Source organism: Streptomyces sp. NPDC047315 (assembly GCF_040643215.1).
Taxonomy (GTDB): Bacteria; Actinomycetota; Actinomycetes; order Streptomycetales; family Streptomycetaceae; genus Streptomyces.
In genome coordinates this window covers 94,935-119,668 of record NZ_JBEYTZ010000001.1, presented here as the reverse complement: position 1 = coordinate 119,668, position 24,734 = coordinate 94,935, and the positions used below count along the sequence as shown (strand labels likewise).

24 protein-coding genes are annotated in these 24,734 nt (G+C 72.3%); 12 read left to right on the top strand and 12 right to left on the bottom strand.

Annotated features, from left to right (window positions below; translation table 11 throughout):
* Nucleotides 1-7: 7 nt before the first annotated feature.
* Nucleotides 8-1,045: a Ku protein gene (locus ABZ842_RS00535; RefSeq protein WP_361529205.1), complete on the bottom strand. Its 1,038-nt coding sequence runs from the start codon at nt 1,043-1,045 to the stop codon at nt 8-10.
* Nucleotides 1,046-1,674: 629 nt separating this feature from the next.
* Here ABZ842_RS00535 and ABZ842_RS00530 point away from each other — a divergent pair.
* From ABZ842_RS00530 to ABZ842_RS00505, 6 genes are all read left to right on the top strand, one after another.
* Complete coding sequence (locus ABZ842_RS00530; protein ID WP_361529202.1) at nt 1,675-2,307, top strand: TetR family transcriptional regulator; 633 nt, start codon at nt 1,675-1,677, stop codon at nt 2,305-2,307.
* A gap of 70 nt (nt 2,308-2,377) precedes the next feature.
* Entirely contained in the window at nt 2,378-3,457 is a 1,080-nt protein-coding gene (locus ABZ842_RS00525) for an NAD(P)/FAD-dependent oxidoreductase (RefSeq protein WP_361529199.1), read from the top strand.
* Between the two features lie 394 nt (nt 3,458-3,851).
* Nucleotides 3,852-4,823, top strand: coding sequence for a hypothetical protein (locus ABZ842_RS00520; RefSeq protein ID WP_361529196.1), 972 nt, complete (start codon nt 3,852-3,854; stop codon nt 4,821-4,823).
* Complete coding sequence (locus ABZ842_RS00515; RefSeq protein ID WP_361529193.1) at nt 4,820-5,395, top strand: hypothetical protein; 576 nt, start codon at nt 4,820-4,822, stop codon at nt 5,393-5,395. The genes ABZ842_RS00520 and ABZ842_RS00515 overlap by 4 nt, the downstream gene beginning before the upstream one ends.
* Nucleotides 5,396-5,462: 67 nt before the next feature.
* Nucleotides 5,463-7,646, top strand: a complete 2,184-nt coding sequence (locus tag ABZ842_RS00510) for a hypothetical protein (protein ID WP_361529190.1) — start codon at nt 5,463-5,465, stop codon at nt 7,644-7,646.
* A gap of 28 nt (nt 7,647-7,674) precedes the next feature.
* The gene (locus ABZ842_RS00505) at nt 7,675-8,580 is read left to right on the top strand and encodes a hypothetical protein (protein ID WP_361529187.1); all 906 of its coding nucleotides are present in this window, start codon (nt 7,675-7,677) and stop codon (nt 8,578-8,580) included.
* Nucleotides 8,581-9,113: 533 nt separating this feature from the next.
* Here ABZ842_RS00505 and ABZ842_RS00500 read toward each other — a convergent pair.
* The gene (locus ABZ842_RS00500) at nt 9,114-10,658 is read right to left on the bottom strand and encodes an MFS transporter (protein WP_361529184.1); all 1,545 of its coding nucleotides are present in this window, start codon (nt 10,656-10,658) and stop codon (nt 9,114-9,116) included.
* Between the two features lie 103 nt (nt 10,659-10,761).
* Here ABZ842_RS00500 and ABZ842_RS00495 point away from each other — a divergent pair, with 103 nt between their 5' ends.
* Nucleotides 10,762-11,169: a helix-turn-helix domain-containing protein gene (locus ABZ842_RS00495; protein ID WP_361529181.1), complete on the top strand. Its 408-nt coding sequence runs from the start codon at nt 10,762-10,764 to the stop codon at nt 11,167-11,169.
* Here ABZ842_RS00495 and ABZ842_RS00490 read toward each other — a convergent pair.
* Together ABZ842_RS00490 and ABZ842_RS00485 are read right to left on the bottom strand one after the other, a co-directional pair.
* On the bottom strand, nt 11,138-11,911 hold the full coding sequence (locus ABZ842_RS00490) for a GIDE domain-containing protein (protein WP_361529178.1): 774 nt from the start codon (nt 11,909-11,911) through the stop codon (nt 11,138-11,140). The two genes, ABZ842_RS00495 and ABZ842_RS00490, sit on opposite strands and share 32 nt — an antisense overlap.
* 244 nt (nt 11,912-12,155) lie before the next feature.
* Nucleotides 12,156-12,845 carry an SMI1/KNR4 family protein gene (locus ABZ842_RS00485; protein ID WP_361529175.1) on the bottom strand — a complete coding sequence of 230 codons (690 nt, stop codon included), beginning with the start codon at nt 12,843-12,845 and terminating at the stop codon, nt 12,156-12,158.
* A gap of 194 nt (nt 12,846-13,039) precedes the next feature.
* Here ABZ842_RS00485 and ABZ842_RS00480 point away from each other — a divergent pair, with 194 nt between their 5' ends.
* Entirely contained in the window at nt 13,040-14,311 is a 1,272-nt protein-coding gene (locus tag ABZ842_RS00480; RefSeq protein ID WP_361529172.1) for a serine hydrolase domain-containing protein, read from the top strand.
* A 23-nt stretch (nt 14,312-14,334) separates the two neighbouring features.
* Here the strand turns inward: ABZ842_RS00480 and ABZ842_RS00475 are convergent, their stop codons facing one another.
* The 3 genes from ABZ842_RS00475 to ABZ842_RS00465 form a co-directional block, all read right to left on the bottom strand.
* A complete protein-coding gene (locus ABZ842_RS00475) occupies nt 14,335-14,628 on the bottom strand; it encodes a hypothetical protein (protein WP_361529169.1) in 294 nt (97 codons plus the stop codon).
* A gap of 4 nt (nt 14,629-14,632) precedes the next feature.
* Complete coding sequence (locus ABZ842_RS00470; RefSeq protein WP_361529166.1) at nt 14,633-14,899, bottom strand: hypothetical protein; 267 nt, start codon at nt 14,897-14,899, stop codon at nt 14,633-14,635.
* 199 nt (nt 14,900-15,098) lie between these two features.
* On the bottom strand, nt 15,099-15,320 hold the full coding sequence (locus ABZ842_RS00465) for a hypothetical protein (protein WP_361529163.1): 222 nt from the start codon (nt 15,318-15,320) through the stop codon (nt 15,099-15,101).
* Nucleotides 15,321-15,427: 107 nt separating this feature from the next.
* On the opposite strand from ABZ842_RS00465, the gene ABZ842_RS00460 reads away from it, so the two are divergent.
* The 3 genes from ABZ842_RS00460 to ABZ842_RS00450 all read left to right on the top strand — a co-directional run bounded on the left by ABZ842_RS00460 (nt 15,428) and on the right by ABZ842_RS00450 (nt 16,971).
* Nucleotides 15,428-16,267 (top strand): helix-turn-helix transcriptional regulator, encoded by an 840-nt coding sequence (locus ABZ842_RS00460; protein ID WP_361529160.1) that lies wholly within the window; start codon nt 15,428-15,430, stop codon nt 16,265-16,267.
* Nucleotides 16,264-16,470 (top strand): DUF397 domain-containing protein, encoded by a 207-nt coding sequence (locus tag ABZ842_RS00455; protein ID WP_361529157.1) that lies wholly within the window; start codon nt 16,264-16,266, stop codon nt 16,468-16,470. Before ABZ842_RS00460 ends, ABZ842_RS00455 begins: the two co-directional genes overlap by 4 nt.
* 108 nt (nt 16,471-16,578) lie before the next feature.
* Complete coding sequence (locus ABZ842_RS00450; RefSeq protein WP_361529154.1) at nt 16,579-16,971, top strand: hypothetical protein; 393 nt, start codon at nt 16,579-16,581, stop codon at nt 16,969-16,971.
* Nucleotides 16,972-16,988: 17 nt separating this feature from the next.
* Here ABZ842_RS00450 and ABZ842_RS00445 read toward each other — a convergent pair whose 3' ends face one another.
* The 3 genes from ABZ842_RS00445 to ABZ842_RS00435 form a co-directional block, all read right to left on the bottom strand.
* A complete protein-coding gene (locus tag ABZ842_RS00445) occupies nt 16,989-17,915 on the bottom strand; it encodes a toxin glutamine deamidase domain-containing protein (RefSeq protein WP_361529151.1) in 927 nt (308 codons plus the stop codon).
* A 207-nt stretch (nt 17,916-18,122) separates the two neighbouring features.
* Entirely contained in the window at nt 18,123-21,482 is a 3,360-nt protein-coding gene (locus tag ABZ842_RS00440) for a S8 family serine peptidase (protein ID WP_361529148.1), read from the bottom strand.
* 71 nt (nt 21,483-21,553) lie between these two features.
* Nucleotides 21,554-22,009: a GNAT family N-acetyltransferase gene (locus ABZ842_RS00435; protein WP_361529145.1), complete on the bottom strand. Its 456-nt coding sequence runs from the start codon at nt 22,007-22,009 to the stop codon at nt 21,554-21,556.
* A 111-nt stretch (nt 22,010-22,120) separates the two neighbouring features.
* On the opposite strand from ABZ842_RS00435, the gene ABZ842_RS00430 reads away from it, so the two are divergent.
* Nucleotides 22,121-22,345 (top strand): DUF4287 domain-containing protein, encoded by a 225-nt coding sequence (locus ABZ842_RS00430; RefSeq protein WP_361529142.1) that lies wholly within the window; start codon nt 22,121-22,123, stop codon nt 22,343-22,345.
* 344 nt (nt 22,346-22,689) lie between these two features.
* Here ABZ842_RS00430 and ABZ842_RS00425 read toward each other — a convergent pair whose 3' ends face one another.
* Nucleotides 22,690-24,030: an MFS transporter gene (locus ABZ842_RS00425; protein WP_361529139.1), complete on the bottom strand. Its 1,341-nt coding sequence runs from the start codon at nt 24,028-24,030 to the stop codon at nt 22,690-22,692.
* Nucleotides 24,027-24,623 carry a helix-turn-helix domain-containing protein gene (locus ABZ842_RS00420; RefSeq protein WP_361529136.1) on the bottom strand — a complete coding sequence of 199 codons (597 nt, stop codon included), beginning with the start codon at nt 24,621-24,623 and terminating at the stop codon, nt 24,027-24,029. The genes ABZ842_RS00425 and ABZ842_RS00420 overlap by 4 nt, the downstream gene beginning before the upstream one ends.
* Nucleotides 24,624-24,734 lie beyond the last annotated feature (111 nt).

Sequence of the window (24,734 nt, the reverse complement as noted above, 5' to 3'; positions counted from 1 at the left end):
GCGGGGGTCACGCGGAGGCCCGTTTCGTGGACTTCCCGGACGCCGTCTTCTGAGCCTTCTGCGCCCTTTGGGCCTTCTGTGCGGTCTGGGCGGTCTTGCGGGTGCTCTTGCGGGGTGCCGCCTTCTTCTCGGCGGTCTTCGCCGCGGTCGTCTTCGCGGCCGTCTTCCCGGTGGTCTTCTTGGCCGCGGCCTTCTTCGCCGGCTTGCGGGCGGGGAGCTTCCTGACTTCCGCCTCCTCCCCGGCTTCCGCGCCGGCCTCCTCGCCCCGGGACTCCTTCGCCGCCCGGACGCTGCTCTCCAGCGCCGCCATCAGGTCGATCACCTTCCCGCCGTTGGGCGCCGCCTCCGCCTCGTGCGGCGGCTCCACGCCCTGGAGCTTGGCCTCGACCACCAGCCGCAGCGCCTCCTGGTACTCGTCGTGCAGCGAGTCGAGGTCGAAGTCCTCGGAGAGGGTGTCCATCAGGGAACGGGCCATCTTGAGCTCCTGCGGACGGATCGCGGCCTCCCCCTCCGGCGCGATCCCGGCCGCCGGACGCACCTCGTCCGGCCACAGACAGGTCTGGAGCACCAACGTGTCGTCCCTTACGCGCAGTACGGCCAGCGCCTCCCGCGAACGCAGGGCGATCTTGGTGACGGCGATCTGACCGGCCTGCGCGAGCGCGTCCCGCAACAGGGCGTACGGCTTCGCCGCGGAGCGGTCGGTCGAACCGACGTAGTACGCCTTGGACAGCATCAGCGGATCGATGGCCTCCGCATCGACGAAGGCCAGCACGTCGATGACCTTCTTGCTGGGCAGCGGCAGGTCCGCCAGGTCCTCGTCGGTGAGCGTGATCATGCTGCCGTCCGGCGCTTCGTACCCCCGGGCGACCTCGGCGTACGGAATCTCCTTGTCCTCCGCCTCGCAGAAGCGCCGCATGCGCACCCGCGAGCCGTCCTGGACGTGGACCTGCCGCAGCGGCAGGTCGTGTTCCTCGGTGGCGGTGAAGAGCTGAACGGGGATCGTGACGAGCCCGAACGAGATGGCTCCCTTCCAGGTCGCCCGCATGCTGCCTCCTTCGCCGGGACCCCCAGGCTATGCCGCGAACGCCCCCCGCGCCCCCGGACCCACCCCCGGCACCCCGCACTCGCCGTTCCCCCGGGACCCCAGCACCCCCGGTGCCCCACTCGCCGCAGCCCCGCAGGCGCGTTGGCCCCTGCGGCCCGGTGGTGGGCTTGTCGCGCAGTTCCCCGCGCCCCTGTTTCGCTGCCCCCGTCTGTCGAGTACGGGGCGTGCACGAGTTCGCCCTACGCCCGCAGGGCGTGGGCAATTGGGGGCGCGGGGAACTGCGCGAACAGCCCACCACCGGGCCGCGGAGACCAGCGGACCTGCAGAGGAACGGCGGGGGTGTCCAGGGGCGCTTGCCCGCAGGGCTTGGGCTTTTAGGGGCGCGAGGAACCGCGCGACAAGCCACCCACCAGGCCGCAGAGGCCAACGCGCCCGCAGGGCTACCGCGGTGGCGTCCAAGGTCGCGAGGGACCGCGCGAGCAACCCGCCGTCGAGCCGCCCCGGCCAGCGGACCCGTGGGGGAGCGGCGCTCGCGCCACCCCACGCGCACCCCGCACCCACCCCGCCCCCAATAAGTGCAGGGGATAAAAAAATGCAGGGGCTGCATCGATTGACCTATCGTCGATCGCGTGACCACGCCGCCCCAACCCCCTCTCGGCCTCCGCGAACGCAAACGCCGCAGCACCCACCGCCTGCTCGCGACCTGCGCCCTGCGTCTCGTCACCGAGCGCGGGCTCGATCGGGTGACCGTGGAGGACATCAGCAACGAGGCCGGGGTCTCCCCGCGGACCTTCTTCAACTACTTCGCGATGAAGGAGGACGCACTGCTCCTGCCGTACCCGGAGACCGGGGACGGCGACGTCACCGCCGCCCGCGTCGAAGCCGCCCCCGCCGAACTCTCCCCGCTGCGCGCGGTCGTCCACGCGTGGCGCGACGAGATGGCGATGGTGGACGCCGACCGGGACGAGTGGCTGGCGCGGCTCACGGTGATGGCGGAGCACCCCGAGCTGATCGTGCGGCTCGCCCTGCTGGCCGCCGACGAGTCGGCGAGCGCCGCCCGGGCCATCGGCCGCCGCGTCGGACTCGCCGAGGACGACCCGTACTGCGCGCTGGTGCTGTACGTCGCGGAGGCCGCGTACCGGGCCTGTCTGGAGCACTGGCAACGACTCGGCGGCACGACTCCGCTCGCCGCGCTGATGGCGGAGGCCGTCGCGACGCTCTCCGCCGGCCTGCCCACCCCCGGGGGTGCGGCGGCACCCTGACGGCGGGCGCGGGCCCGGCCGTCACGGGACACACGTACCTAGCTAGGCACAGGGAAGGGAAACGACAGACATGGACACCGCGATAGTGATCGGCGGCGGACAGTGCGGGCTCGGCACCGCTTTCACCCTGCGCAACCACGGCTTCAGACCGGTCATCCTGGAGGCCGGCGCCGACGCCGTCGGCTCCTGGCCCCACTACTACGACAGCCTCGTCGTCTTCACCCCCGTACGGCTGTCCTCCCTCCCCGGCATGCCCTTCCCCGGAAAGCCGTCGCACTTCCCGGTCCGCGACGAAGTCGTGGCCTACTTAGGGGACTACGCCTCCCGGCTCGACTGCGAGATACGCACCGGCACCCGCGTGGCCTCCGTCGTCGCCGACCGCGACGGCTACGTCGTGACCACCGAATCCGGCGAGCAGCTGCACGCGGCCGTCGTCGTGGCCGCCACCGGCAACTTCGGCAACCCCCACCGACCGGACGTCCCCGGCCTCGCCGGCTACGCGGGCAAGGTCCTGCACTCCGCGGAGTACCGCTCGCCGGAGCCCTTCGCCGGGCAGCGGGTGGTCGTCGTCGGCGCGGCCAACTCGGCCGTCCAGATCGCGCACGAACTCTCCGCCCACGCCCGCGTCACGCTCGCCAGCCGCAAGCCGATCCGGTACAGCCGCACCCCCTTCAGCGGCAAGGAGGCGTACGCGAAGGTGGTGGAAGCCGCCTTCCGGCTCCCGGTCGGCGGCCTGCTGACCGAGTCCTCCTTCGCGGTCGTGATCGACAACGACGGCACCTACCAGGCGGCGGTCGAGGCCGGGAAGCCGGACCGGCGGGAGATGTTCACCGCGGCGGACGGCACCGAACTGCGCTGGCCCGACGGCCGGCGCGAACACGTCGACGCGGTCGTCCTCGCCACCGGGTACCGCCCCGCCCTGGAGTACCTGCGCCCGCTCGGCGCCCTGGACCGACGGGGTCTCCCGCGCCAGCGACACGGCCTGTCGACGATCCACCCCGGGCTCGCCTTCATGGGGTTGGAGGGGCAGCGCACCTTGCTGTCGGCCGGACTGCACGGCGTCGGCCCGGACGCGACGTACATCACGCGACGGCTGCGGCGCTGGATCGCCACGACGGAACCCGCCTGGCGCCGCCGCCTCGCGGCGTAGGGCGGTCCCGCGGCCCGCCGTCCGGACTTCTCCGTTCCGGACTTCTCCGTTCCGGACTTCTCCGTTCCGGGCGACGGGCGCCGGGCCGCGGGACGCGGGACGCGTGCACCCTTCTGCGACGTCCGGGATTGCCGTAGGGAATTCCTCGCGAACGAGGTGCGTCAATGCCGATCCCCGGCCATGCGACGGGAATTGCGTTCGGCATCGCCGGCCGAGTGCCTGGCCGCTTGCACCCCACTCTGAACAGGCGTAACAACATCCCATTTTGATGCATCGTGAAGGGGTTCAGGGAATTCCACATTACTTCCCGCGCGTGCTGGAATTCCGTGCCAAAGTCCCTGACACTGCATTCAGATGGGCGTGCGGGGGTACGCCTGCAAGGGGGGGCTTTCCCATGGCTCGTGCAATGAATTCCGGGTTCGTTCGGATACGGCGGGGCGCCCTGCCGTGGGCGGTGTTCGCGGCCACCGCGGGGCTGTTGGCCGCGACGCCCACGACACCCGCGTACGCAGCCGCCCCCGCCCCGGCCTCCGTCTCCGCCTCGCTCCAGGCGGACCCGGTCGCCCCCTTCGCCAGGGTCACACCGGCCTCGGGCCCCATTCCGGTCGCCGAACCGCTCACCGTCGAAGTCGAGTTCCACAACACCCTGGACGCCCCCGTCACCGACAGCCTCATCGTCGGCGTCGGAGTGCGCCTCGCGCCGCCCGCCACCGCGCTGACGCCGCAGAAGGTGGCGCTCACCTGGTACGACGCCACGGCCAGCACCTGGCGGCCGGTTCAGCTCAGCCAGGGGCAGACCGCCCTCACCGGCTTCCTCACCGTCGACGGCGGGCTGCCGTCCACGGGTTCGATCCCGGCGAAGGGGACTGCGAAGGTACGGCTGCGGATCGTGCTCGCCGAGGACGTCAAGGTCGGCGAGAAGCTCCAGTTCGTGGCGCAGGGGCTGATCCAGATCGCCCCCGGCATCGACCCGGTGCCGCTGATGGACGGCACGGCGTCGTACGTCGTCGCCGCGGCCGGGCCCTCGCCGTCGCCCTCCCCAACGACCACGCCGTCACTGTCACCGACGCCGACCCGGAGCCCGTCGCCCGCGCCCTCCACGTCCGACCCGCTGCCGTCAGTCCCCACGGACGCGCCGACCGACCCGGTCGCGCCGGTCGACGACCCACCCATCGACGAGGGCGGGGGCGGACCCGTACCCCAAACCGGCACCGGCAGTCGCGAAGAACTCGCCGCCACCGGTACGTCCCCGTTCCCGCTGGCCGTCGGCGGCGGCGCGGCCGTGGCCGCCGGCCTCCTGCTGCTGCGCCTGCGCCGCACCCGGGGGAGCGCAGGCCCCGCACCCGCGGGCGGTGAGCACCGGTGACGGCGGGCCGTACGGGCGCGGACGTGCTGCGGGACGTCGTACGGGCCCTCGCTCCGGACGAGTTGCCCCACCTCGACGACGCCCGTCGCGCGTACGCGGAACAGCCGTACGCTCCGGGGCGGCCCGGCCGCGCGGGCGGCGGGGTGCTCACGGCGGGCGTCGACACGGCCGTGCTGCTGCCGGTGCTCGTCGCCTTCGTCGCCCAGTTCCTCGCCGACGTCGCCGCCGGGGCCGTCCGCCGCGGCGGCTCCGCCCTCGCCCGCCGCCGCGCGCGGCGGCGCCGGGGCAGGGAAGCGACCGAGGAGCGCCGGGCGGTGCTCGTGGCCGCGGTCCCCGACGCGGTGCCGTTCCCCCGCGACGACCTGCTGCGGTGGGCCGTCGACCAGGCCCGCGACTGCGGTCTGTCGCGCGGCGACGCGGACCGGTGCGGCCGGGTGGTGGTGGTCGCCCTGCTCGCCCCGGGCCCGCTGTCGCCGTCCGCGACCCCGGGTTCGACGTCCGCGCCGGACGTCACCCCCGACACCAGCCAGACCCCTGCCCCTGCGCCCGCTCCCGCGCCCGACGTCCCGTAAGGACGCGACCTGCCCACCCGCACTCACTGCATCCGGCATCGCCACCACCCGGGAAGCGGCCACGCCCGTGACGACCACCGAAGCCCGTTCCGCACCCCGCCCCGACCCCCGTTCCGCACCCCGCCCCGACCTCACATCCGCCGCCGCGCTCTGCGCCAGCCGGCTGCCGCTGCCGACCACCACGCGCCTCTTCCTCCTCGTCCTCGTCGCGGCGGCCGGTGCGTCCTTCGCGAGCTGGTGGTGGCTGGTCAAGGAGCGGGCCCACTGGCCCGGCGCCCAACTCGCCTGCCTGCCCGACCCGTCCGCGCCCCGCCCGCCGGACCCGGACCCGATGGACACCGTCACCGGCTTCACCCGCTGCGTCGACGGCGTACGGCTCGACCAAGCCGAGGTCGTGCTCTGCGGCCCCCTCGCCCTGCTGCTGCTCGCCCTCCTGGTCCGGGCGGCGGCCCGTGCCTTCACCCTGTCCCGCTGGCGCACCGGGCCCGCCGACCCGCGGACCGCCGCCGCCTTGGCGTCCGTCGTACCGCACGGCCCGCGCCGCGCACCGCAGTTGGTCGTACGGCGCACCTCCCGCATCGGCATCGGCGCCCGCGCCGCCGGCACCGCACGCCGACCGCGCGTCGTCGTCGACCCGGGCGTGCGGATGCTGCCGCGCCGCGACGTCGAGGCGATGCTCCGGCACGAGGCGGCGCACCTGGACGCGCGGGACGTCGGACGCGTACGGCTGGCGCTCGCCGCGTGGTGGATTCTCCTCGTCGGCGTCACCGTCCCCCTCGTCGTCGAGGTCTGGCGCGGCCCCGGCGCGCTCGGCACCGCCCTCGCCCTGCGGCTGACCGCGGTCGTCGCCGTCGTCGGCCTCACCCTGTGCGCGGTGCTGCGGGTGCGCGAACACGACGCGGACGTACGCGCGTCCGCCGATCCGCGTGACCCGGACGCCATGGCCGCGTACGTCCTCCGGGACCGGCCGCCCACCCTGCGCCGCCGCATCCCGCAGGCGCTCGGCCTCGCCACCCACCCCACCCGGCGGGCCCGGCTCGACGTGCTGGCCCGCCCGGCGCGGCTGTGGGGGCTCGGCCCGGCCGAGAGCCTGGTCACCGGGCTCGCCGCCGGACTGGTCTTCACCGACCTCGCGTTGCTGGTCACCGCCCTCACTCCGGACAGCATCGCCACCGGTTACCGCATCACCGGCGCGCTCACGGGCTGGGCCGTCGCCGGGGTCGTCACCGTCGCGCTGTGGCGGGCCGCGGCCGTCGGACACCCCGACGCGTACGGGCCGCGCCCCGCCTACGCCGGAGGGGCCCTCGGGGTCGGCGTCCTCGCCGGCTCGCAACTGTCCGCCCGCGCCGCGGGTGACTGGGCGCGGGAGTCCGGCACCGCCGACGGGCTCACCGCGTCGTTCTCGCTCGCCGACGCCAGCACCGGCCGCCAGATCGCCCTGGCGCTCGTACTCGTCGTCGGCGGTGCCCTCTTCACCACCTGGGTCGCGGCCCTGGCCCGCGCCGCACGCGCCCGACCGGACGGACCGCGCTCCGCGCCGGCGTGCGCCGCGGCCGTCGCGCTCAGCGGACTCGTCCTCGCCCTGCCGCTCGGCACCTGGTTCCTGTGCGCCGCGCTCGCCGCCGCGCACGCGGACTCCACCGCGTACTGGGGCGCCCTCGACTCGCGCGGCTGGGTCGCCGGCGCCACGGCCACGCTCTTCGGCGCGCTCGCGCCCTTCGCGGCGACGGTGGTGCGCCGCCGCGGCCGACCGCGCCCGCGCAGGACACCCGCCCTCACGGCGGCGCTGGCCGTGGGCCTGTTCGTACTACCGGCGACGGTGTGGATCCCGCTGGCCCGCTCCGACGACACGAGCCCGCGCCGCATCCTGCTCCCGGGCACGGTGGCCGCTGCGGACGCCCCGGGCGGCGGGAGCGTGCTGCGACAACCGCCCGCCGCCGAGCCGCGGCCGGACGACGCGCCACCCGTACCGATCGACGAACTGCCGCCGCTGCCGCCGACCGACGCGGACGGCGCGGCGGCGGTCACCGATCCCTTCATCGCCTGCCGGGCGCTGGCCATCGGCGGCTCGGCCCTGTGGGTCGGCCCGGAGGGTCGGCGCGAGACGGGCGAACTCCTCGCCGCCGTCGACGACACCGTCCTACGCGCGGTCTCCGCCGTGCTCCTGCGCACCCTCCCGGAGCGGGTGCACAGCGACGTGCACCAGGCGGCGACGCTGCGCTGCGACGTACTGCACCGCTACGCCCGCTGAGCTCGCCCCGAAGTCGAGGAGTCCGACGATGAGTCCCGTCACCCGCACCCTTCCTTCTCTCCTGCTGTGCCTGGTGTTGGCCGCGACGGCGGGTGCGTGCGGCGACGGCGGGGGTGACGGCCGCGCCGACCGGGTGCGACCGGACGGCACGACGATCGAAGTCCCGTCGCCGCTGCCCACGACCACGTCTTCGTCGGCTGCCCCCTCGCGCAGCGCGACGCCCGGCCCCGGCCCGAGCTCCGTACGCCCGAGCACCACCGCCCCGACGGCGAACGGCACCCCGAAGGCGAGCGGCACCGGACCGGGCTCAGCCCCCTCCACCACCCACCGTCCCGCGTCCCGCTCCGCCGCCCCGCCCACCGTCGCGCCGACGACCGCCAGGCCGACGGCCGCCGACCTGACCCGCGCCCTCCTCAGCACCGCCCAACTCCCCGCCGGCTACGTCAAGACGATCCTGAAGAACGATCCGCCGACCCGCTCCAGCCGCCCCGACTGCGTCCAGCGCCTCAACTCACTGGAGATCCACCGCACCACCGCTCCCGGCTCCATCGAGGCCCGGGTCGCCTTCGCCCAGAGCAGCAGCGGCCCCTTCCTCCAACAGGTCCTGCGCTGGTACCCCGGCACGACCACCGCCCGCCGCCAACTCGAAGCCGCGGCGAGCGCCCTCGCCGGCTGCGGTACGTACACCCTCACCTGGCCCGACGGCGACCAGGCCCGACAGACCGTCACCCCCCACGGCTCCGCCGGCCTCGGCTCGGAGTCCTGGCACGCGACCGTCTCCGTGACGTACGAGGCGGTCACGGTCCGCGAGACCCTGGTGCTGGTCGTCGTACGGAACTCCCTCGTCGTCCTCAGCCACCTGAGCACCCCACACGCGCCGCCCCGCCCCCAGACGCTGTCACTCGCGGCGCAGGCAGCGGCCCGGGTTCCGTAGCCGGCCCGGGTGTGCTCCCAGGGGGCTTCTGATGGATCTTGCTGGGCTCGCGTGCCCTGGCACCGCTCCCCCTGGGCCTTCGGCCCGGGAGGTGCCCCCACTCAGCGTTGTCGTCGGTCGCCAATACTCCGCATTGACTCCCTCCTCCGCCTTGAGATCCACGGCACCAGAACCCGCCTCCTACGCCCGGAGGGCGTGGGAGGGACCCCCACCCTCATCCAGCCTGATCCATCAGAAGCCCCCTAGGCCGTGTCTGACAAATCCCGTCTGGGCCGCGGCACCCGGCACGCACACTCGCTGCGTTGTCGGGATCTTCCTGGTACGTCCAGTACGAGGAAGACCCTCCGCCTTGCGATTGCACGCACCGGATGCCGCGGCCCCCGCCCTCAGGGGCGGACGACGCTATTTGTCAGAAGCGCCCTAGCCCGGTCGCGCCGCCTTCCACCACCAGGTTCCCCCGTCCGCCGCCGGAGGCCAAGTACCCACAAAAAGGTGGCTACCGGCTCCCGGTCCGCGCCCCCGCGCACGTTCACTCAGGCGCTGTCGGCCTTGCGCGGGCGGAGGAGTACGGCCGCCAGGGTCGCGGTGACGGCCAGCCCGACCGTCGCGATCGTCGCCACGGTGGTGAAGCCGCGGTCGTACGCCTGCCGCGCCGCGTCCAGCACGGCGTCCGCGGTCGTCGCCGGAAGCTGGGCCACGAGTTCCTGCGCGGCGGTGAACGACTCTCCCGCGGTGGCCTGTTGCTCGCGGTCGAGCCCGGGGACGGTCGGGATGGCGGTGCCGTAGACGAGGGTCACGACGCTGCCGAAGACGGCGACGCCCAGGCCCGCGCCGAGTTCGAAGGAGGTCTCCTGGATCGCGGCGGCCTCCCCGGAGCGTTCGGGCTGGGCCGCGCTCATGATGACGTCGGCGCCCAGCGTCATCACGATCCCGGCGCCGAACCCGGCGGCGAGCAGCGCCGGCATCAGCGTCCCGTAGCCGGACGGGTCGCCGAACAGGGCGATGACGGCGTACGCGAGGGAGAACAGCAGCAGTGCCGCGGTGAGCATCACGCGGTTGCCCCACCGGTGCGTGAACCAGGGCGCGGTGACGGCGCCGACGGCGTTGGCGGCGGCCAGCGGCATCAGGGCGAGCCCGGCGCGCAGCTGCGAGTACCCGCCCACCTGCTGGAGCCACTGGGTGAGGAAGAACAGCAGGGCGATGTAGCTGCCGAAGCAGCCGATCACGCAGATGGTGGCGGTGGAGAAGCGGCGCTCGGCGAAGAGGGAGAAGTCCAGCAGCGGCTCGGCCAGGCGTCGTTGGCGGCGTACGAAGACGTACAGCAGCGCCGCGCCGCCGAGGGCGGTGACGAAGAAGACGGTGTTGACGCCCGCGTGTTCGCCGGCCTGCTTCAGGGCGTACACGACGCTCGCCAGTCCGACGACGGAGAGCACCACGCTGAGCACGTCCCAGCGTCGGGGCACGGGGTTCTTGGACTCCGGGATGACCCGCGCTCCCACCGCGAGGAGGACGGCGACGACGGGCACGTTCACCAGGAACACGGCGCCCCAGCCCCACCGTTCGGAGACCAGTCCGCCGATCAGCGGCCCGAGCGTCGCCCCGACGCTGTGGGCGGAGGTCCACACGCCGATCGCGAGGGCCCGTTCGCGGTTGTCCGTGAAGGTGACCCTGATGATCGCCACCGTCGAAGCCATGATCATTGCCGAGCTGACGCCGAGGGCGGCGCGGGAGGCGATCAGCTGCCCGGTGTTCGCCGCGAAGGCGCACGCCAGCGAGGACAGCCCGAAGGCGAAGAGGCCGCTCAGCACCATGCGGCGCCGGCCGATCCGGTCGCCCAGGGTGCCGCAGGTGACCAGCATGGCGGCGAGTGCGAGGGAGTACACGTCGACGATCCACAGCACCTGGGCGGCGCTGGGGGCCAGGTCCCGGCTCACGCTGGGCATGGCGACGTGCAGGACGGTCAGGTCGATCCCGGCCAGGAACAGGCTGCCCGCCACCACCACGAGCACGACCCACCGTTGCCGTGACGAGGAGATCGACCGGTCCGTCTCCGCCGGGAGGCTTTCCGCAGCGGGCACTTGACTCTTTGGCATACGCTCAGTCCAGTAGGTACCAACGCATGCTGCAAGTACGGTCTTTCCTGTCCCCTACTGTCATTCTGTATACCAATGGAGGTCAGCCGTGCGTAGCAAGATCGAGGAGACCCCGGAGTATTGCGCGATTGAGTCCGCCATGGAGGTGCTCGGGGGGCGTTGGAAGCTCGCGATCCTCAAGCAGCTCGTTCCCGGGACGCTGCGCTTCGGCGAACTCAGGCGCGCGCTGCCCGCCATCACGCAGCGCATGCTGACCCGCCAGCTCCGGGAGTTGGAGGCCGACGGGCTGGTGACGCGGACCATGTACCGGGAGGTACCGCCGCGCGTGGAGTACACCCTGACCGACGTCGGCCACCGGCTCGACGCGATCATGGACCAGTTGGACACCTGGGGACGGTGGTACCAGGACACCGTCCGCCGCGCCGACGACCCGACCGCGGGCGCGCCCTCGTCGGGCGCCGCCGCTACGACGAAGGGTTCGCCAGCAGCTCGATGAGGGTGAACACGGTGGCGCCGCCGACGAACAGCCAGCCGCCGAGGGTGTAACGGCTCTTCCTCAGGGCCGAGGAGCGCGTCCTCAGCTCGTCGTGGGAGAGCGTGGACACGATGAACCGGCCCGTGTCCGGGGGGCCCAGGACGACGTGGCCGGTCTCCGGGTGCCGCGCCCCCCTGCCCAGCACGCACATCGACTGCCCCGGCGGCACGATGACCTCCCGCCAGGTGACCTCGTGGTCGAGCTTGTCCGAGCCGTCGAGCTTGACCGGCACCGGCGGCAGTTCGGCGTCCTGTGACCTCGCCGGCCGAGTTCTGGTGAAGCTTTGGACCGGCTCGTCCACGTCCGTGCCGGCGAAGTTCACCACCGCGACGCCCGTGGCGTCGCGGACGCAGAACTGCGGCGGCGAGCCCGTCCGCCCGCGCACCTTGTCGTGCCGGGTGGAGATCTCACGGCCCTCGTCCTTGGTGACCGTCCGCCACTTCTCCCTGGTCGTGACCTGGTACCAAACGCACGGCTGTCCGGACAACGGGGCCGTCATCAGCCCGGCCGTGCCCGGCTCGGCGCTGCCTTCGACGGCGCACCTCAGCCCCTCGCCGGGCGGCCGGTCGGCCGCCAGTTCGGCGACGGTCACCGGTCGGGCCTTGTCGATGGTGGAGAGCTTGCGGTGCTCCAGCAGCGCACGGACGAGCAGGACGAGTCCGCCGACGACGACGAACTGCGAGATGAACTGGATGAAGATCAAGAGACCCCCGCGCGCTTCGAGTACGTGTGCTCCGGTCGGATCCTGCCCAATCCGAGGACGCCACCGCCCCCGTGATCGGTTTCGGCCGGAACGCTCCCCTCGTCAGACGGGCTCGGTCGCGGGTTTGGTCGCGGGTTTGGTCGCGTAGCGGCTCATCACGTCGACGTTGGCCTCCGGCGTCATCGGCCGGCCGTCGGCGAGCGCGTCCCGAAGGGCCCGGAAGTCCCTCCGCCGGGCCCGCAGGTCAGTCTGCCTGCGGGGCCAACGCCTGCTGACGTTCCGCCCTCTCAAGCCACGTCAGATACCAGCGCGCGAAAGTCATCGGAGCGTCGTGGTCATCCAGGAGCGGCCTCAGGTCCTCGTCATCGACCCTGTTGTCGGACCAGATTCGCCCACGCTCCGGTCCGCTGATGATCAGCCACTCGCGGGCGGCACAGCCCAGCGTTGAGATCACCACCGCGCCGACGGTGCGGTCCGCTGACCACATCACGGGTCCCCAACGCTCTTCCCATGCCTCAACGGCGTCATCGAAGTCCTCTATGTCCTCGAAGTCGTCCTCTTCAGGCTGCTCGGACAGCAGCAACTGGACAGCTTCAGGATCGGCACCCTCACGCGGAAACGGCTCGGCCAGACGGGACAGGTCAGCCAGTTCGGCTCCATCTCCCTCCCACTGCCAGCGACCCTGAATGAGCCGTACCGGATACACCCCGTGCGAGGGCCCGGCTCCTCCGGCGCCTACCCGGAGGAGGAAGTCGCGGTACTCCCCGGGCAGCGCCACACCCACCTGTCCTTCGAGGTCGGCCAGCTCTGCCGGGGTCAGAGGGTCTTCAAGGAGGAACTTGTGCCCGAGCGAGCCAAAGACACGGTCACCGGCCGGCGCGGCAGTGAGCGACTGCACCCGCTCCCGCACCCCCACCCATATCGAGTCATCCATGGGCCGAGCCTATGCCGCATGCCAAAGCGGTTCCGAACAGACGCACTTGACGGAGGTACGCGGCGTGGAACGAAGGCGACGCGAACCCGCTGGTGCGGTCGTTCGTCGCGACGGCGACGGCGACGGCGGCGTTCCGCCGAAGCCGAGCGTTCCGCTCACGCCACCGTAACGGCGCTCCGTCTTCAGTGGGAGCCATGAATCGACGCGACTTAACGGACGTACGAGGTGTCGACAGGCGGCGGCTGCTGGGGTGGGGCGGGCTGGGGGTGGCCGGCGTGACGGCGGCCGGCGCGCACCTGGTCGGCGCCGGGCCCGGCCACGCTGCCGTGGCCCCGGCTGCTGCCGCTGCCGACGCCGTACCGCCGGAGACCCGGCCCGGTGGGGCTTATGACCGGTACGTGGCGAAGCTGGCCGCCGAGGACAAGTTCTCCGGCGTGGTGATGCTGTCGCACAAGGGCCGGACGGTGCTGTCACGCAGCTACGGCATGGCCGACAAGGAGAAGGGCATCCGCAATCACGAGGGGATCGCCTTCAACCTCTCCTCCGCGGGCAAGCCGTTCGGCGCGGTCGCGATCCTCCAGCTCGTGCAGCAGGGCAAGGTCAGGCTCTGGGACACGGTGGGCACGCACCTGACGGGCTTCCCCAAGGAGATCGCCGAGCAGGTCACCGTCCACCACCTCCTCTCCGGCACCTCCGGCCTGCACACCCCGCCGGAGGACCTGCAACGCGTCTTCCAGAGCCGGGAGGAGGTGCGCGAGTTCTACGGGCAGTGGGCCCGCCGGTCGAAGCTGGTGGCCCCGCCCGGCACCCCCACCGACCACGCCGGCGCCGAGGTCGCCATCCCGGCGCTGATCGTGGAGGCCGTGACCGGCACGACGTACTGGGAGTACGTGCAACAACACGTCTTCGCGCGGTGCGGCATGACCGGTACGGGCTTCTACACCCGGCCCCAGTGGCTCACCGACCCGCACATCGCGCACTCCTACATGCGGCAGTCCGACGGCAGCCGGGTCGACGCCGTCCGCAACCTCGACAAGGGCAGCCCGGACCCGCACCAACTCGGCAAGAACCCGGGCCGCTACTTCATCGACCCGCCCGGCGACGCCGGCTTCGCCACCGCGCCGGACCTCGTCCGCTTCGCCCACGCCCTGACCGACGGCACCCTCCTGGACCGCCCCTACGCCGAGGTGGCCACCGCCCCCAAGGCCCCTCTCGCCCCCCAGGGCGGCGGCCTGACCACCCGGGCGACTCCCGCGGACGCGTCCTTCGCGACGTACACCATGCCGGTCGCCTTGGTGAACGGCCAGTGGGTGAAGGGCCGCGCCGGCGTCAACCCCGGCAGCGTCGCGAGCTGGAACATCTACCCGTACACCGGCTGGGTCGGCATCGTCGTCGGCAACTACGACGACGTCCCGTTCCCGCAGATCATCCAACAGGAAATCCAGGCCGTCACCGGCCGACCCTGACCCCCTCGTGCCGGCGGGCCGCCTCATGGTTGGTCTTCGGTTTCGTGGTGGGTGAGGGGGAAGTGGGTGGGGGGTGGTGGGTCGGGGAGTATGCCGTATTGGTGGTCGACGGTGGTTCGTTCGGTGTGGGCTGCGGTGGTCATTTCTTCGTCGGTGGCTTCGAGGTCGCGGTAGCCGTCGTCCATGGCGAGTCCGATGAAGTGGGTGAACGCGGCGCGTGGGGTGACGATGACGCGGTGGGGTGCGTTGCTGTCCCATAGGCGGACCATGCGGGTGCCGTCGGGCATGGCGTGGGTGGGTTCGGCGTTGAGCGTCATCGCTTTACGGCTCGGGGTGTGGGGTGGGTGGTCCCCAGCGGACGGGTTCGCGGTGGAGTTCGGCGAAGAGGTCGTGGCCGGTGGTGCGGAGGTGGAACTCCATCCACTCGTCGACGTCGTCGTGCCCGACGCGCTCGCCGTGGCCGTCCGGAGGCTCCGGCATGCGGGCCCCGCACTCGGGTGTGCCGGTGATGCACACGGCGGACACGACGATGTCCTCGCCGAGCATGCGTACGGATCGCCAGCCCTTGTACTGGCCTCGCTCGATCATGCGGTTCCTCCTGTGGAGGGGTGGGGTGTGGGGGTGGGTGGTCCCGGCCGCGCGCCGGGGCAGGGGCGTGCCCGCGGGGCGGCCGGGACCAAAAGGGGGACGAGGAGGGACCGTTGCTCCCCGCCCCCCTTTACCGCCGTCGCGCAATTCTCTTCAGCGTCAGGGAAACGCTGATGCGCGAAGGCGGAGCTGTGGGTGGTTAGGGCGTGCGGTTGCTGCTGATCGCGTTCAACTCGGCGAGCGCGGAGCCGAGTCGGTCGTCGAGGGTTGCGGCGCGGATGTGCTCGCGCCGTGCGTCCCACTCGCATCCGCCGTGCCGCGGGCGGAGCATGACCAGGGACCCGTAGACGTCCATGACCACCCCGCACCTCTTCTCGACGGTGTCGTACGCGAGTTCGCCGACCGAGAGTTCGCCATGCACGACGACTCCTCTCCGTAGCGGTTTCACTACCAAGGGCTGTCAGGTTGGCCTAGAGTCCAAGGGCAGTTCAACGAGGAGAATTCGCAAGCAAAACTGGGGCGCGACGCATGGTGAACCGGAAGGAACTGAACCCCGACGCAAGCCCGCAGGCGGCTTTGGGAGCGCGGCTCCGACGCGAGCGAGAGCAACGCGGTTGGAAGCAGCGCGAGTTAGGCGAACGCATGGAGTACTCACCGACGCAGGTCTCACACGTTGAAACTGGCCTGAAGGTTGCGACATTGCCGTTCTGCCGGCGCGTCGACGCCGTATTCAACCTGACAGGGACCGACAAGTCCTTCGAGCGCGAGTGGTTAGGGATGAAGTACGGCGCGCTGATGGAGGGATTCCCAGCGTTCATCGGGTACGAAAGCAGGGCCCTGGAGATCAGGTTGTACGAAGTGGGCGTGATCCCCGGGGTGTTCCAGACGCTGGAGTACGCAGCCACCATCGAGGACCACAGCGTGAGACGTGGCGCGATCACGTCGGAGCAAGCCAGAGAGCGAGTCACGACGGTTGCGGACCGGCAGGCGGCCCTGGAGCGGACTCCACGGCCGCTGATCCACGCGGTCATGGATGAGGGCTGCATCCGCCGGCGGGTGGGTAACCCGGAGATCATGCGAGCGCAGTACGACAGGCTGTTGGCGCTTGCGGACCAGCCACACGTGCTGCTCCAGGTCGCGCCGTTCACGATGGGAGAACGCAGGCCCTTCAACTTGCCGCTGTACGTGCTGACGTTGCCGGACCGCTCTCTGGTGTCCTATGCGGAGAGCGCTCACCGCGGACACGTTGAGCGAGATAGTCGCTTCGTGGGGCCCGTACTATCCGCCTACTATCAGCTACAGAAGTACGCACTCTCGCAAGCGGATTCTCTAGCCATGATCGACCAGGTACGAAAGGGCACCCCGTGACGACCACGATCGACCCCCTGAACTGGATCAAGTCCTCGTACAGCGGCAACGGCGGAGCTTGCGTCGAGTGGGCCCCCGCGCACGCGTCCGCAACCGGCGTCGTCCCCGTCCGCGACTCGAAGGTCCCGGCCGGCCCTGTCCTGCGCGTCCCCGCAACCGCCTTCGCCACGTTCGTGGAAGGCATCAAGCACGGCACGGTCTGACGACCGAAACGGCAGCAACAGCACGAGGGTGCCCCGCCGAGTCCCATTCTCTGGCTCGGTGGGGCATCCTCTTGCGAGCCGCGTCGTCGAACTCAAGGGGAGTCGTACATGAGCAGCACGCCCGGTCAGGACGACGGGGTCTGGTTCTTCCCGTACGGGCTGGACCGCGAGACGTACGACTCGCTGCGCGCCCGGGACGGCGTCGCGAGCACGTCCCGGGCCGGGACGCCCGAGGAGCGGGCGCTCGCGGAGGACGTCGTCGAGGCCGGGCGGGCTGCCGTTGTCGCGTCGCGGGTGCGAGGGCTTACGCACAAGGAGCTGTGGGAGGTGCACGCCCACATCGCAGGTCGGATGTGGCTGGGGGTGCACCTCCTGGACGGCGGCGGCGGGCTGCCGGACGAGGAGCGGACGGAGCGGCAGGCGTACGTCACGCGGCTGCGGGACGAGCTGCGCGCCGTCGCGAGCCTGCCGGGCCACGCTCCGGCGACGCCCAACGGCTGACCGTCCCCGTGGCGGGGTCACACCGGGTTGGCCTGGGGGTCGAGCGTGATCGTCATGAACGAGAGACCGTCGTACAGCGGCTGCGAACTGACCACACCGTACTGAGGGTCGATCCACTTCACCTTGCCGTGGATGTTGACGCCGTTGACGGCGTGGACGTTCCCCGACTGTTTGCGCATGAACACCACGATGCTTGAGGAGCCGTGCCCCGCGCTCTTCAGGCGGCTGGCCACCGAGTCCCAGTCTTCCCGGCCCAGGGGGTGTACTCCCGGGGTCACCTTGCTGGTCTTCCACTCGGCGTTCAGCCATTCCTTTGTCCGGCCGGTGCCGCCCTCTTCCACACCCGTCGGGTCGTAGACCGGGGCGGCCACCGTGGGGGTGCCAGACCAGGACGCCAGGAAGCTGCGTGCCGCGTCGATGCAGTTGCGCTTGTAGCGGTCGTCCACGTCGCGTTGGCTGTTGATCGCCACCACCCAGTCCGCGGCGCCGCCGGAGCCGGCCTGCGGGCCCTGAGGCTGAGGGACCTTGCTGAGGCGCTGGTTGAGCGAGCCCATGAGGGACGTGAGGTGGTTGGTGATCGTGGTCGGGTCGGGGAACTGCTCGTAGCTGCCGTCCTTGTTCTTGGGAAAGACCCTTTCCAGGTTCTGTTGGTCCGCCGACCTGGGGTGGTCCAACCGACCGGGGCCGAACTCCCGGTCGTGTTCGGCCAGCGCCCGCTGCACGGGCAGGTCGTGTCCGGGCGCGGCGGCGCGGGCGGGCCGCCCAGCCTCCAGCGCCCGGGTCACGGCCGCGTTGCCGGCGGAGCGCTGGAGGGCCAGGACGTCGGCGGCGCCGCGGGGGAGGCCGGGGGCCGCCGGGCCCGCCGGGTCCTTGGTCGGTGCGGGCGGGCGCAGCGGCGCGCGGGCAAGGGCGTGGGAGCGTTTCGACGGCTCGTTCTCATGCACCGCGGCACCAACTTCCGGTCGACCTCGTCAGGTCTGGTCGTGGCCCAGTCCATCAGAGGGGCCAAGGCGGCGGGAGGCCCGGAAGGGCACCCTTCCGGGCCACGCCGCCGGACCCCCCCTCAGGCCCTCTAGGTCGTGTCTGACAAATAGCGTCGTCCGCCCCTGAGAGCGGGGGCCGCGGCCCAGACGGGATTTGTCAGACACGGCCTAGCGCCCGCGGTACGCGTCGTGGATGGTCTGCTTCAGCGTGTTGCCGGCCTTGTCGACCAGCTCCGCCTGGAGCGCGACGCCCCGCCCCGCCGCCGGGTTGGTGACGGTCACGGCTCCGTCGGCGAGCGGCGCCTTCGTCCACGTACGCCCGTCGTCGTAGCTGACGCGGACCGTCAGGGAACGTACGCCGACGTCCGCCGCCGCGCCCTCGACGGTGACGGGGACGCGGGCCGTCGCGCCGGCCGGTGCGGTGGAGTCCGCGGCGAGCGCGGGGGCGAAGCGAACCGTGGAGACGGGCAGGTCGACGGTGGCCGCGGCGCGCTGCGAGGCGAACGTCCACTCGGTGGTGACCTTCGTCGACACGGAGGTGAAGCCGCTGCGGGTCTCCGTCGTGCTCAGCCGGTACTCGGCGCGGTCAGCCGGCACGGTCAGCGGGGTGTCGCAGAGCGAGCCCGGGCCGTCGAAGACCGAAGTGCCGTTGCGGTGCAGGGTCGTGACGTACGCGTCCGCCGGCGCCTGACCCCAACGGCCCGGCCCGTCAGCGAACATCGGCAGGCAGCCGCTGATCACGTCGCCGGTCCGGGTGAGCCCGCTGCGTACCTCCGGCCGGGACGGGTTCGGGGCGACGCCCGGGCCGAAGACGCCGACGCCCAACCGGACCGGGGTGGCCTTGCCGGGGGCGTACCGGCGCAGGCCGGTGTGCAGGTCCGCGCCGCGGTCCTGCGGGTCGTACTGCCGGAGCGAGAGGTTCCAGCGGACGCCGCGGGCGTTGACGTGCAGGGTGTACGGGCCGGGCAGGTCGAACCCGTCGAGGTAGTGGTAGAACCGGTCCCGGCTGCCGCCGTCGAGGACCGCATCGGACCGCGGGACGCCGTACAGCCCGGCCGTCGACGCACCGAACTCGCCGCGCAGGGTGGCGAGATCGGCGGGCTTCAGGTCCTGGGTGAAGCCGGCGGGGAGGGTGGATCCGCCGGCGGCGAAGGCGAGTTGGTACGCCTCCGCGGGGCCCTTGCGCCACACGCCGTGGAAGCCGAACGCCGCGCGGTCGCCGCTCGGCAGCGCGGGGCCCAGGTGCGCGGTGCGCACGTCGTCGAAGGAGCCGAAATCCCATTTGTCCCTGATCTGTTGCCCGTCGACGTCGATCGACCGGCTCAGCTCCGCGCGCGCCAGCGTCGCCGCCGTGTCCGGCACGGTGATCCGCACCGGCCGGGCGGTGCGGGCGTCCACGGTCACCGTGGTGTCCCGGTCGACCACCAGCCGGGGCTGGCTGATCAGGTCGTAGGACCACGGCCCGGTGCCGGTGCGCACTTGGCCGTCGAGGAAGTAGTTCCCGCGGGGCAGCCGGAGTACGGACTCGTCGACGCGGAAACGCTTGGTCCGCGCGAGTCCGGTGAGGCCGGTCAAAGCGGTTTGGTGGTTCAGGCTCGGCTGACCGTCCCGCCCGATGTGCTTGACGGTGACGTCGTACGACTCGACCTCCAGGTCCAGGGAGCCGAGCGCGCGGACCGTCTGGCCGCCGCCCGTCGCCGCGAGCTGCACCGTGAAGAGTCCGTCGGCCGTGCTCACCTTGCCGTTCGCGGTCACGTCGACGCTCGCGGTGCCGCCGGCCGGGACGGTGACCTGGTCCGCGGAGACCGTGAAGACGCCCGGCGACGCGGGCTTCCCGTCCGGTCCGGCGCCGGTGAGCGCGAGATCCAGGGTGACCGGCGCGGTGCCGGTGTTGCGGTACGTCACCTTCCGCGTCGCCGGTGCGTCGTCGTGCCGCGGCCACGACTGCCGGCCGAAGGAGAGCGGCGGGCTCTCCACGAGCACCGTCCGGGCGAGCGCCGCGGCCACGTCGATCCGGCCGTGTCCCTGCTCGAAGACGGTGTACGGGCCGGGCTTCGCCGAGCCGGCGAGGGCGCCCTTCAGCGCCCCGGCCCGCCACGTCGGGTGCTTCTGCTTCAGCAGCGCGGCGGCGCCGGCCGCGTGCGGTGCAGCCATGGACGTACCCGTTTTGGCGACGTATCCCGGTGCCGCGGGGTCGCCCGCGCCGACGGCCGCGGCCACGACGTTGTCGCCGGGTGCGGTGGCGTCGGGCTTCAAGCCGCCGTCGCCGCGGGCCGGGCCGCGGTCGGACATGGGCATCAGGACGTCCGAGTGGTCGACCCCGCCGAGGGTCAGGCCGGCCTCCGCGCTGCCGGGGGAGTCGATGCCGTCGTCGTAGTTGTTGCCGGCAATGGTGGTGAAGAGGGCTCCGCTGGTGGCGGTGAGTCGGTTGACGCCCTCCTCCAACACGTCGAGCCCCGGGTAGTCATTGCCGGTGATGCTCATGTTCACCACGTCCGCGCCCTGCGCCACCGCCCACTCCATGCCGGCGAGGATCTCGGAGTCGACGCCGTAGCCGCTGTCATGGAGCACCTTCCCGTCCAGATAACTCGCCGCGGGGGCAACGCCCTTGAACTTGCCGCCGGACTTGGCGCCCGTGCCGGCGGCGATGGACGCGACGTGCGTGCCGTGGCCAAGGCGGTCCACGGCATCCGGCGCTCCGGTGAAGTTCCGTTCGGCGAGTTGGCGGCCGGCGAGGTCAGGGTGGGTGTCGTCCACTCCGGAGTCGAGCACGGCGATCTTCACGCCCCGGCCGTCAAGACCGGACTGCCAGGCGGCCGGCGCGCCGATCTGCGTGGTGGTGCGGTCCAGCCCCGCTCGCCGCACGCGGTCCAGCCAGATTTTCTCGACGCCCGGCGCGGCCCGTCGCTGGGCGCCGGCGGTGTCCGTCAGCGCAGCCCACACGCGGGCGGCGCCGGCCGCGTCCGCGACCCGTACGGCCCGCGCGTTCACCACGGGCAACTCGCGGCCCAGCCGGTCGGCGGTGCCGAGTGCCTTGCCGAGTGCTTTGCTGAGCGCGGCCTTCGACGCCTTCGCCTCGCCCTGGTGGCGGATGATCAACGGCAGCCCCGGGCCCAGCTCGCGGTACTCGGGGCGGCTCAACTCCGTGACGTCGAAGAGCCGTTCGTCCAACCGGCCCGTACGGATGAGAGGTTCGACGTCCGCGGGTATCACGAGCGTACGGTCAGCGTGCCGGCTGACCTGCACGGGGATACGCTCGCGGCCCGGGCCGGGCTCGATCTCCGCGACCCCGCCGCTGCGGTCGAGGACGACGGTGTCCCCGGTGACGAGGACGATCCGCGGGCCGTCGCCGTGCGTGCCGTCGCCGCGCGGGCCGGCTTCGGCGGCGCGGGCCTGGTCAGAGGGCCGTTCGGTGGGTCGTTCCGCGGCGGTCGGCCGTTCCGCGGCGGTCACCGGAGCACTGAGCCCCACCGCCGCCGTCGCCACCACCGCGGCCAATGCCACGACCTTGCTGCTGCCGCGTCTCAACGTGCCTCCCCGGAATCGTCGGAGAGGTGGTCATCCCCGGGCCGCCCCGGGGCGACACGGTGATGCTCGTATCACGCGGACCGGTCGAACTCCTTGAACATGTGCACGTCCTCCGCGCCGCCCGGGAAGCCCAGCGTCCGCCCCGTCTCCACGTAGCCGTGCCGCTGGTAGAACCCGGGCGCCTGGAACGTGAACGACGACACGCACGCCCGGTCGCAGCCGCGCCGGCGCCCCTCCTCCTCGGCGGCGAGGAGCAGCCTGCTGCCCCAGCCGTCGCCGCGGCTGTCCTCGCGCACCCACACCATCTCGATGCCGAGCAGCCCGCCCCACGTCCAGCCGGTCAACCCGGCGACCACGTCCCCGGCCGCGTCCACCACCTTCACCGACAGGCTCGTCTGGTCGGCGGCGGTCGTCCCGGTCGCGGGGTAGTTCACCTCGTCGAGCCCGTCGGACAGACGCCGGCTCAACTCGGCGTCGCGCTCGCCCACGCTGAGAACCGGGCTGCTGCTGGCGTGATCGTGTGACATGTCGCACAGTGTGACACTCGGAAACATCGATGAGTTCGACTCGTGACACGTGTCATATCGGGTGATCACGCGGCGATTGCCGGGGCGACGGAATGAGGAGTGAGGAGCGCGATGAGCGAGAACACCACGGGAGGGCCCAAGGGCCCCGCGAGCTACTTCCCGTCGATCGAGAAGAAGTACGGACGTCCGGTTGAGGAGTGGCTGGAACTCATCCGCGCCTCCCCTCTGACCAAGCACTCGGAACTGGTCGCTTGGCTCAAGACCGACCACACCCTGGGCCACGGCCACGCCAACGCGTTGGTCGCGTACGTGTTGAAGGAGCCGCGCCCCGAGTAGCCCCGGCGCCGCGCCCTCTGCGACCCGGTGGTGTGCCGTTCACGCAGCTCGTCGCGCCCCCAAAGCCCACCCGCCGTAGTCCGTCAGGCACGTTGCTTGCTGCGGGCCGGTGGGTGGTTCTCGCGCAGTTCCCCGCGCCCCTGTTGTGCCTCCCCCGTCGCCCATCTGCGGGATCGTGGGCGAGCAACTGCAGGCGGGCTGTGGAGACCAGTGCTCCTGTAGGGCAACGGCGGGTGGGTTTAGGGGCGCGGGGAACTGTGCGATCAGCCCACCACCGGGCTGCGGAGGCCAATGTTCTCGCAGGGAAACCGCGGCGCCAGGGGGGCGCGGGCCCGCCCGCGACGTCACGGGCGGTCCGGCTCCGCGGCCGGCTCCGCAGGCTTCGCCGGCGAAGCCTGCGGCGCGCCCTGTGCCACCACCTGCGCCGGCCGCACCGTCAGTTGCCGGACGTCGCGGCTGCACAGCGCCGCCCCCGTCGCCGCCAGGCTCAGCAGCGCCGCGCCCAGCAGCGTCGCGCGCATCCCGTACCGCTCGGCGAGCGGACCCGCGGCCATCTCGCCGACAGGGAGGGCGAGGAGGGAGCCGAGGATGTCGTACGAGTAGACGCGGGCGAGCCGGTCCGGCGGGACGTTCTCCTGGAGGGAGAGGTCCCAGGCGACGGTGAACTGCTCGATCGCCATGCCGTTCACGAACATCGCGACGACGAGCAGCGCGACCGGCGCCGCCTCGGCCAGGGCGATCAGCGGCAGCACGTCGAGGGCGATCACGGCGACGCCGATGCGCAGCATGTGGCGCGAGCGCGAGCGGGCCACGACGAAGCCGCCGATGAACGCGCCCACCATCTGCGAGGCGAGGACGAGCCCCCACGCGGTGCGGCCGAAGGTGTCGTCGGCGATGGTCGGGCCGAGGACGTGGATGCCGCCGGAGGCGACCGCGTTGACGACGAAGAACTGGGCGACGATCACCCACACCCAGGTGCGGGAGGTGAACTCGCGCCAGCCTTCGACCAGTTCGGCCAGCGGACGGGCCCGCTGGGGCGCCGGCTCGGACTCGGGCCCGGCGTCGTCCGCCGGGCGGCGGGGGAGCCGTATGCCGTGGTACGCGAGGCCGGCGCAGGCGAAGACGGCCGCGTTCACCGCCATGCCCCAGCCGGGGCTGAGCAGCGACGCGAGCACTCCGCCGAAGGAGGCGCCCACGATCATGCCCAGGTTGACCCCCATGCGGGTCACCGCGTTCGCGCTGCGCAGCATGTCCTTCGGCGCGACGAGCGGCACGAGCGCCGCCGTCGCCGGCATCGACATCGCGGACATCGCGCCGTTGACCACGCTGAGCACGACGAGCAGCGGTACGGAGGACGTGCCGAGCAGCAGGACCGCGGCGACGGCGGCCTGGGAGAGCGCCGCGGCGGCGCTGGTGCCCTGGAGGATCAGGGGCCGCGGCAGCCGGTCGGCGAGCAGCCCGCCGAAGAGGACGAGGACGACCGTCGCCACGGACCGCGCGCCGACGACCAGCCCGAGGCTGATCGCGGAGCCGGTCAGGTCGAGCACGGCGAAGGCCAGGATGATCGGGGCCATCGCGTTGGCGAGCTGGGTGAGGGTGCGGCCGGTGACGAGCCAGCGGAAGGGGCGGTGCCGCAGCGGGGCGAACACCGAGGTCACGGCCGTGGGGGCGGGGGAGTCGCTCATCGGGCGCCACCGCGGGGCGCCGCCTCGTCGTCCGGGTCGTCCGGTTCGGGCGTGTCGCGTTCGTCGCCCCGTCCCACCATCGGGAACAGCATCACCGTCGCGCTGACCCGTACCGCCCCCGCCGTCCCCGGCGCCAGCGCCTCCTCGTGGATCACCCGGCCCAACTCCGCCGCCAGCGCCTTCACCCGCTCCCACGACTGCGGCGCCATCGTCAGCTCGGCGTCGGTGAAGTCGCCCGCCGCGCCCGGCAGTCGCTCGCGGCTGCGCCGGACCAGCTCGTCGGCGAGGACGGCCGCGACGGCGCGGTGGTCCGCGCCGGATCCGACGGGCAGACGCTCACCGCTGTCGGGCAGGTGCCGGTACCGTTTCGCGCGCCCGCCCCGTACGGACGCCTCCTCGACCAGGTCGAGCAGCCCGGCGGCGTGCAGCTGACGGACGTGATAGCTGACGTTCGCCTGGGACTCCCCGAGCTCCCGGGCCGCCTCCGCGGAGCTCATCGGCGCACCCGTGAGCAGGGAGAGCAGCCGCAGCCGGAGGGGGTGCGCGAGGGCGCGCAGCCCGCTGAGGGGCGAATGTTGATCGGCACCTGACATGCCCGGCAGTCTGTGCCCTCCGCCCGTCACTGTCCAACACTTATTTTGGGGTTGGTCGCAAACCATCACACACGGCGTCATGGACGACGCCGCGGACGCCGTCACCGCACA

Excerpts from the sequence above, each read along its gene's own strand:
- ABZ842_RS00535 (WP_361529205.1), bottom strand. The coding sequence starts at position 1,045 with ATGCGGGCGACCTGGAAGGGAGCCATCTCGTTCGGGCTCGTCACGATC.
- ABZ842_RS00525 (WP_361529199.1), top strand. The coding sequence starts at position 2,378 with ATGGACACCGCGATAGTGATCGGCGGCGGACAGTGCGGGCTCGGCACC.
- ABZ842_RS00520 (WP_361529196.1), top strand. The coding sequence starts at position 3,852 with ATGGCTCGTGCAATGAATTCCGGGTTCGTTCGGATACGGCGGGGCGCC.
- ABZ842_RS00505 (WP_361529187.1), top strand. The coding sequence starts at position 7,675 with ATGAGTCCCGTCACCCGCACCCTTCCTTCTCTCCTGCTGTGCCTGGTG.
- ABZ842_RS00485 (WP_361529175.1), bottom strand. The coding sequence starts at position 12,845 with ATGGATGACTCGATATGGGTGGGGGTGCGGGAGCGGGTGCAGTCGCTC.
- ABZ842_RS00480 (WP_361529172.1), top strand. The coding sequence starts at position 13,040 with ATGAATCGACGCGACTTAACGGACGTACGAGGTGTCGACAGGCGGCGG.
- ABZ842_RS00475 (WP_361529169.1), bottom strand. The coding sequence starts at position 14,628 with ATGACGCTCAACGCCGAACCCACCCACGCCATGCCCGACGGCACCCGC.
- ABZ842_RS00470 (WP_361529166.1), bottom strand. The coding sequence starts at position 14,899 with ATGATCGAGCGAGGCCAGTACAAGGGCTGGCGATCCGTACGCATGCTC.
- ABZ842_RS00460 (WP_361529160.1), top strand. The coding sequence starts at position 15,428 with ATGGTGAACCGGAAGGAACTGAACCCCGACGCAAGCCCGCAGGCGGCT.
- ABZ842_RS00450 (WP_361529154.1), top strand. The coding sequence starts at position 16,579 with ATGAGCAGCACGCCCGGTCAGGACGACGGGGTCTGGTTCTTCCCGTAC.
- ABZ842_RS00435 (WP_361529145.1), bottom strand. The coding sequence starts at position 22,009 with ATGTCACACGATCACGCCAGCAGCAGCCCGGTTCTCAGCGTGGGCGAG.
- ABZ842_RS00430 (WP_361529142.1), top strand. The coding sequence starts at position 22,121 with ATGAGCGAGAACACCACGGGAGGGCCCAAGGGCCCCGCGAGCTACTTC.
- ABZ842_RS00425 (WP_361529139.1), bottom strand. The coding sequence starts at position 24,030 with ATGAGCGACTCCCCCGCCCCCACGGCCGTGACCTCGGTGTTCGCCCCG.
- ABZ842_RS00420 (WP_361529136.1), bottom strand. The coding sequence starts at position 24,623 with ATGTCAGGTGCCGATCAACATTCGCCCCTCAGCGGGCTGCGCGCCCTC.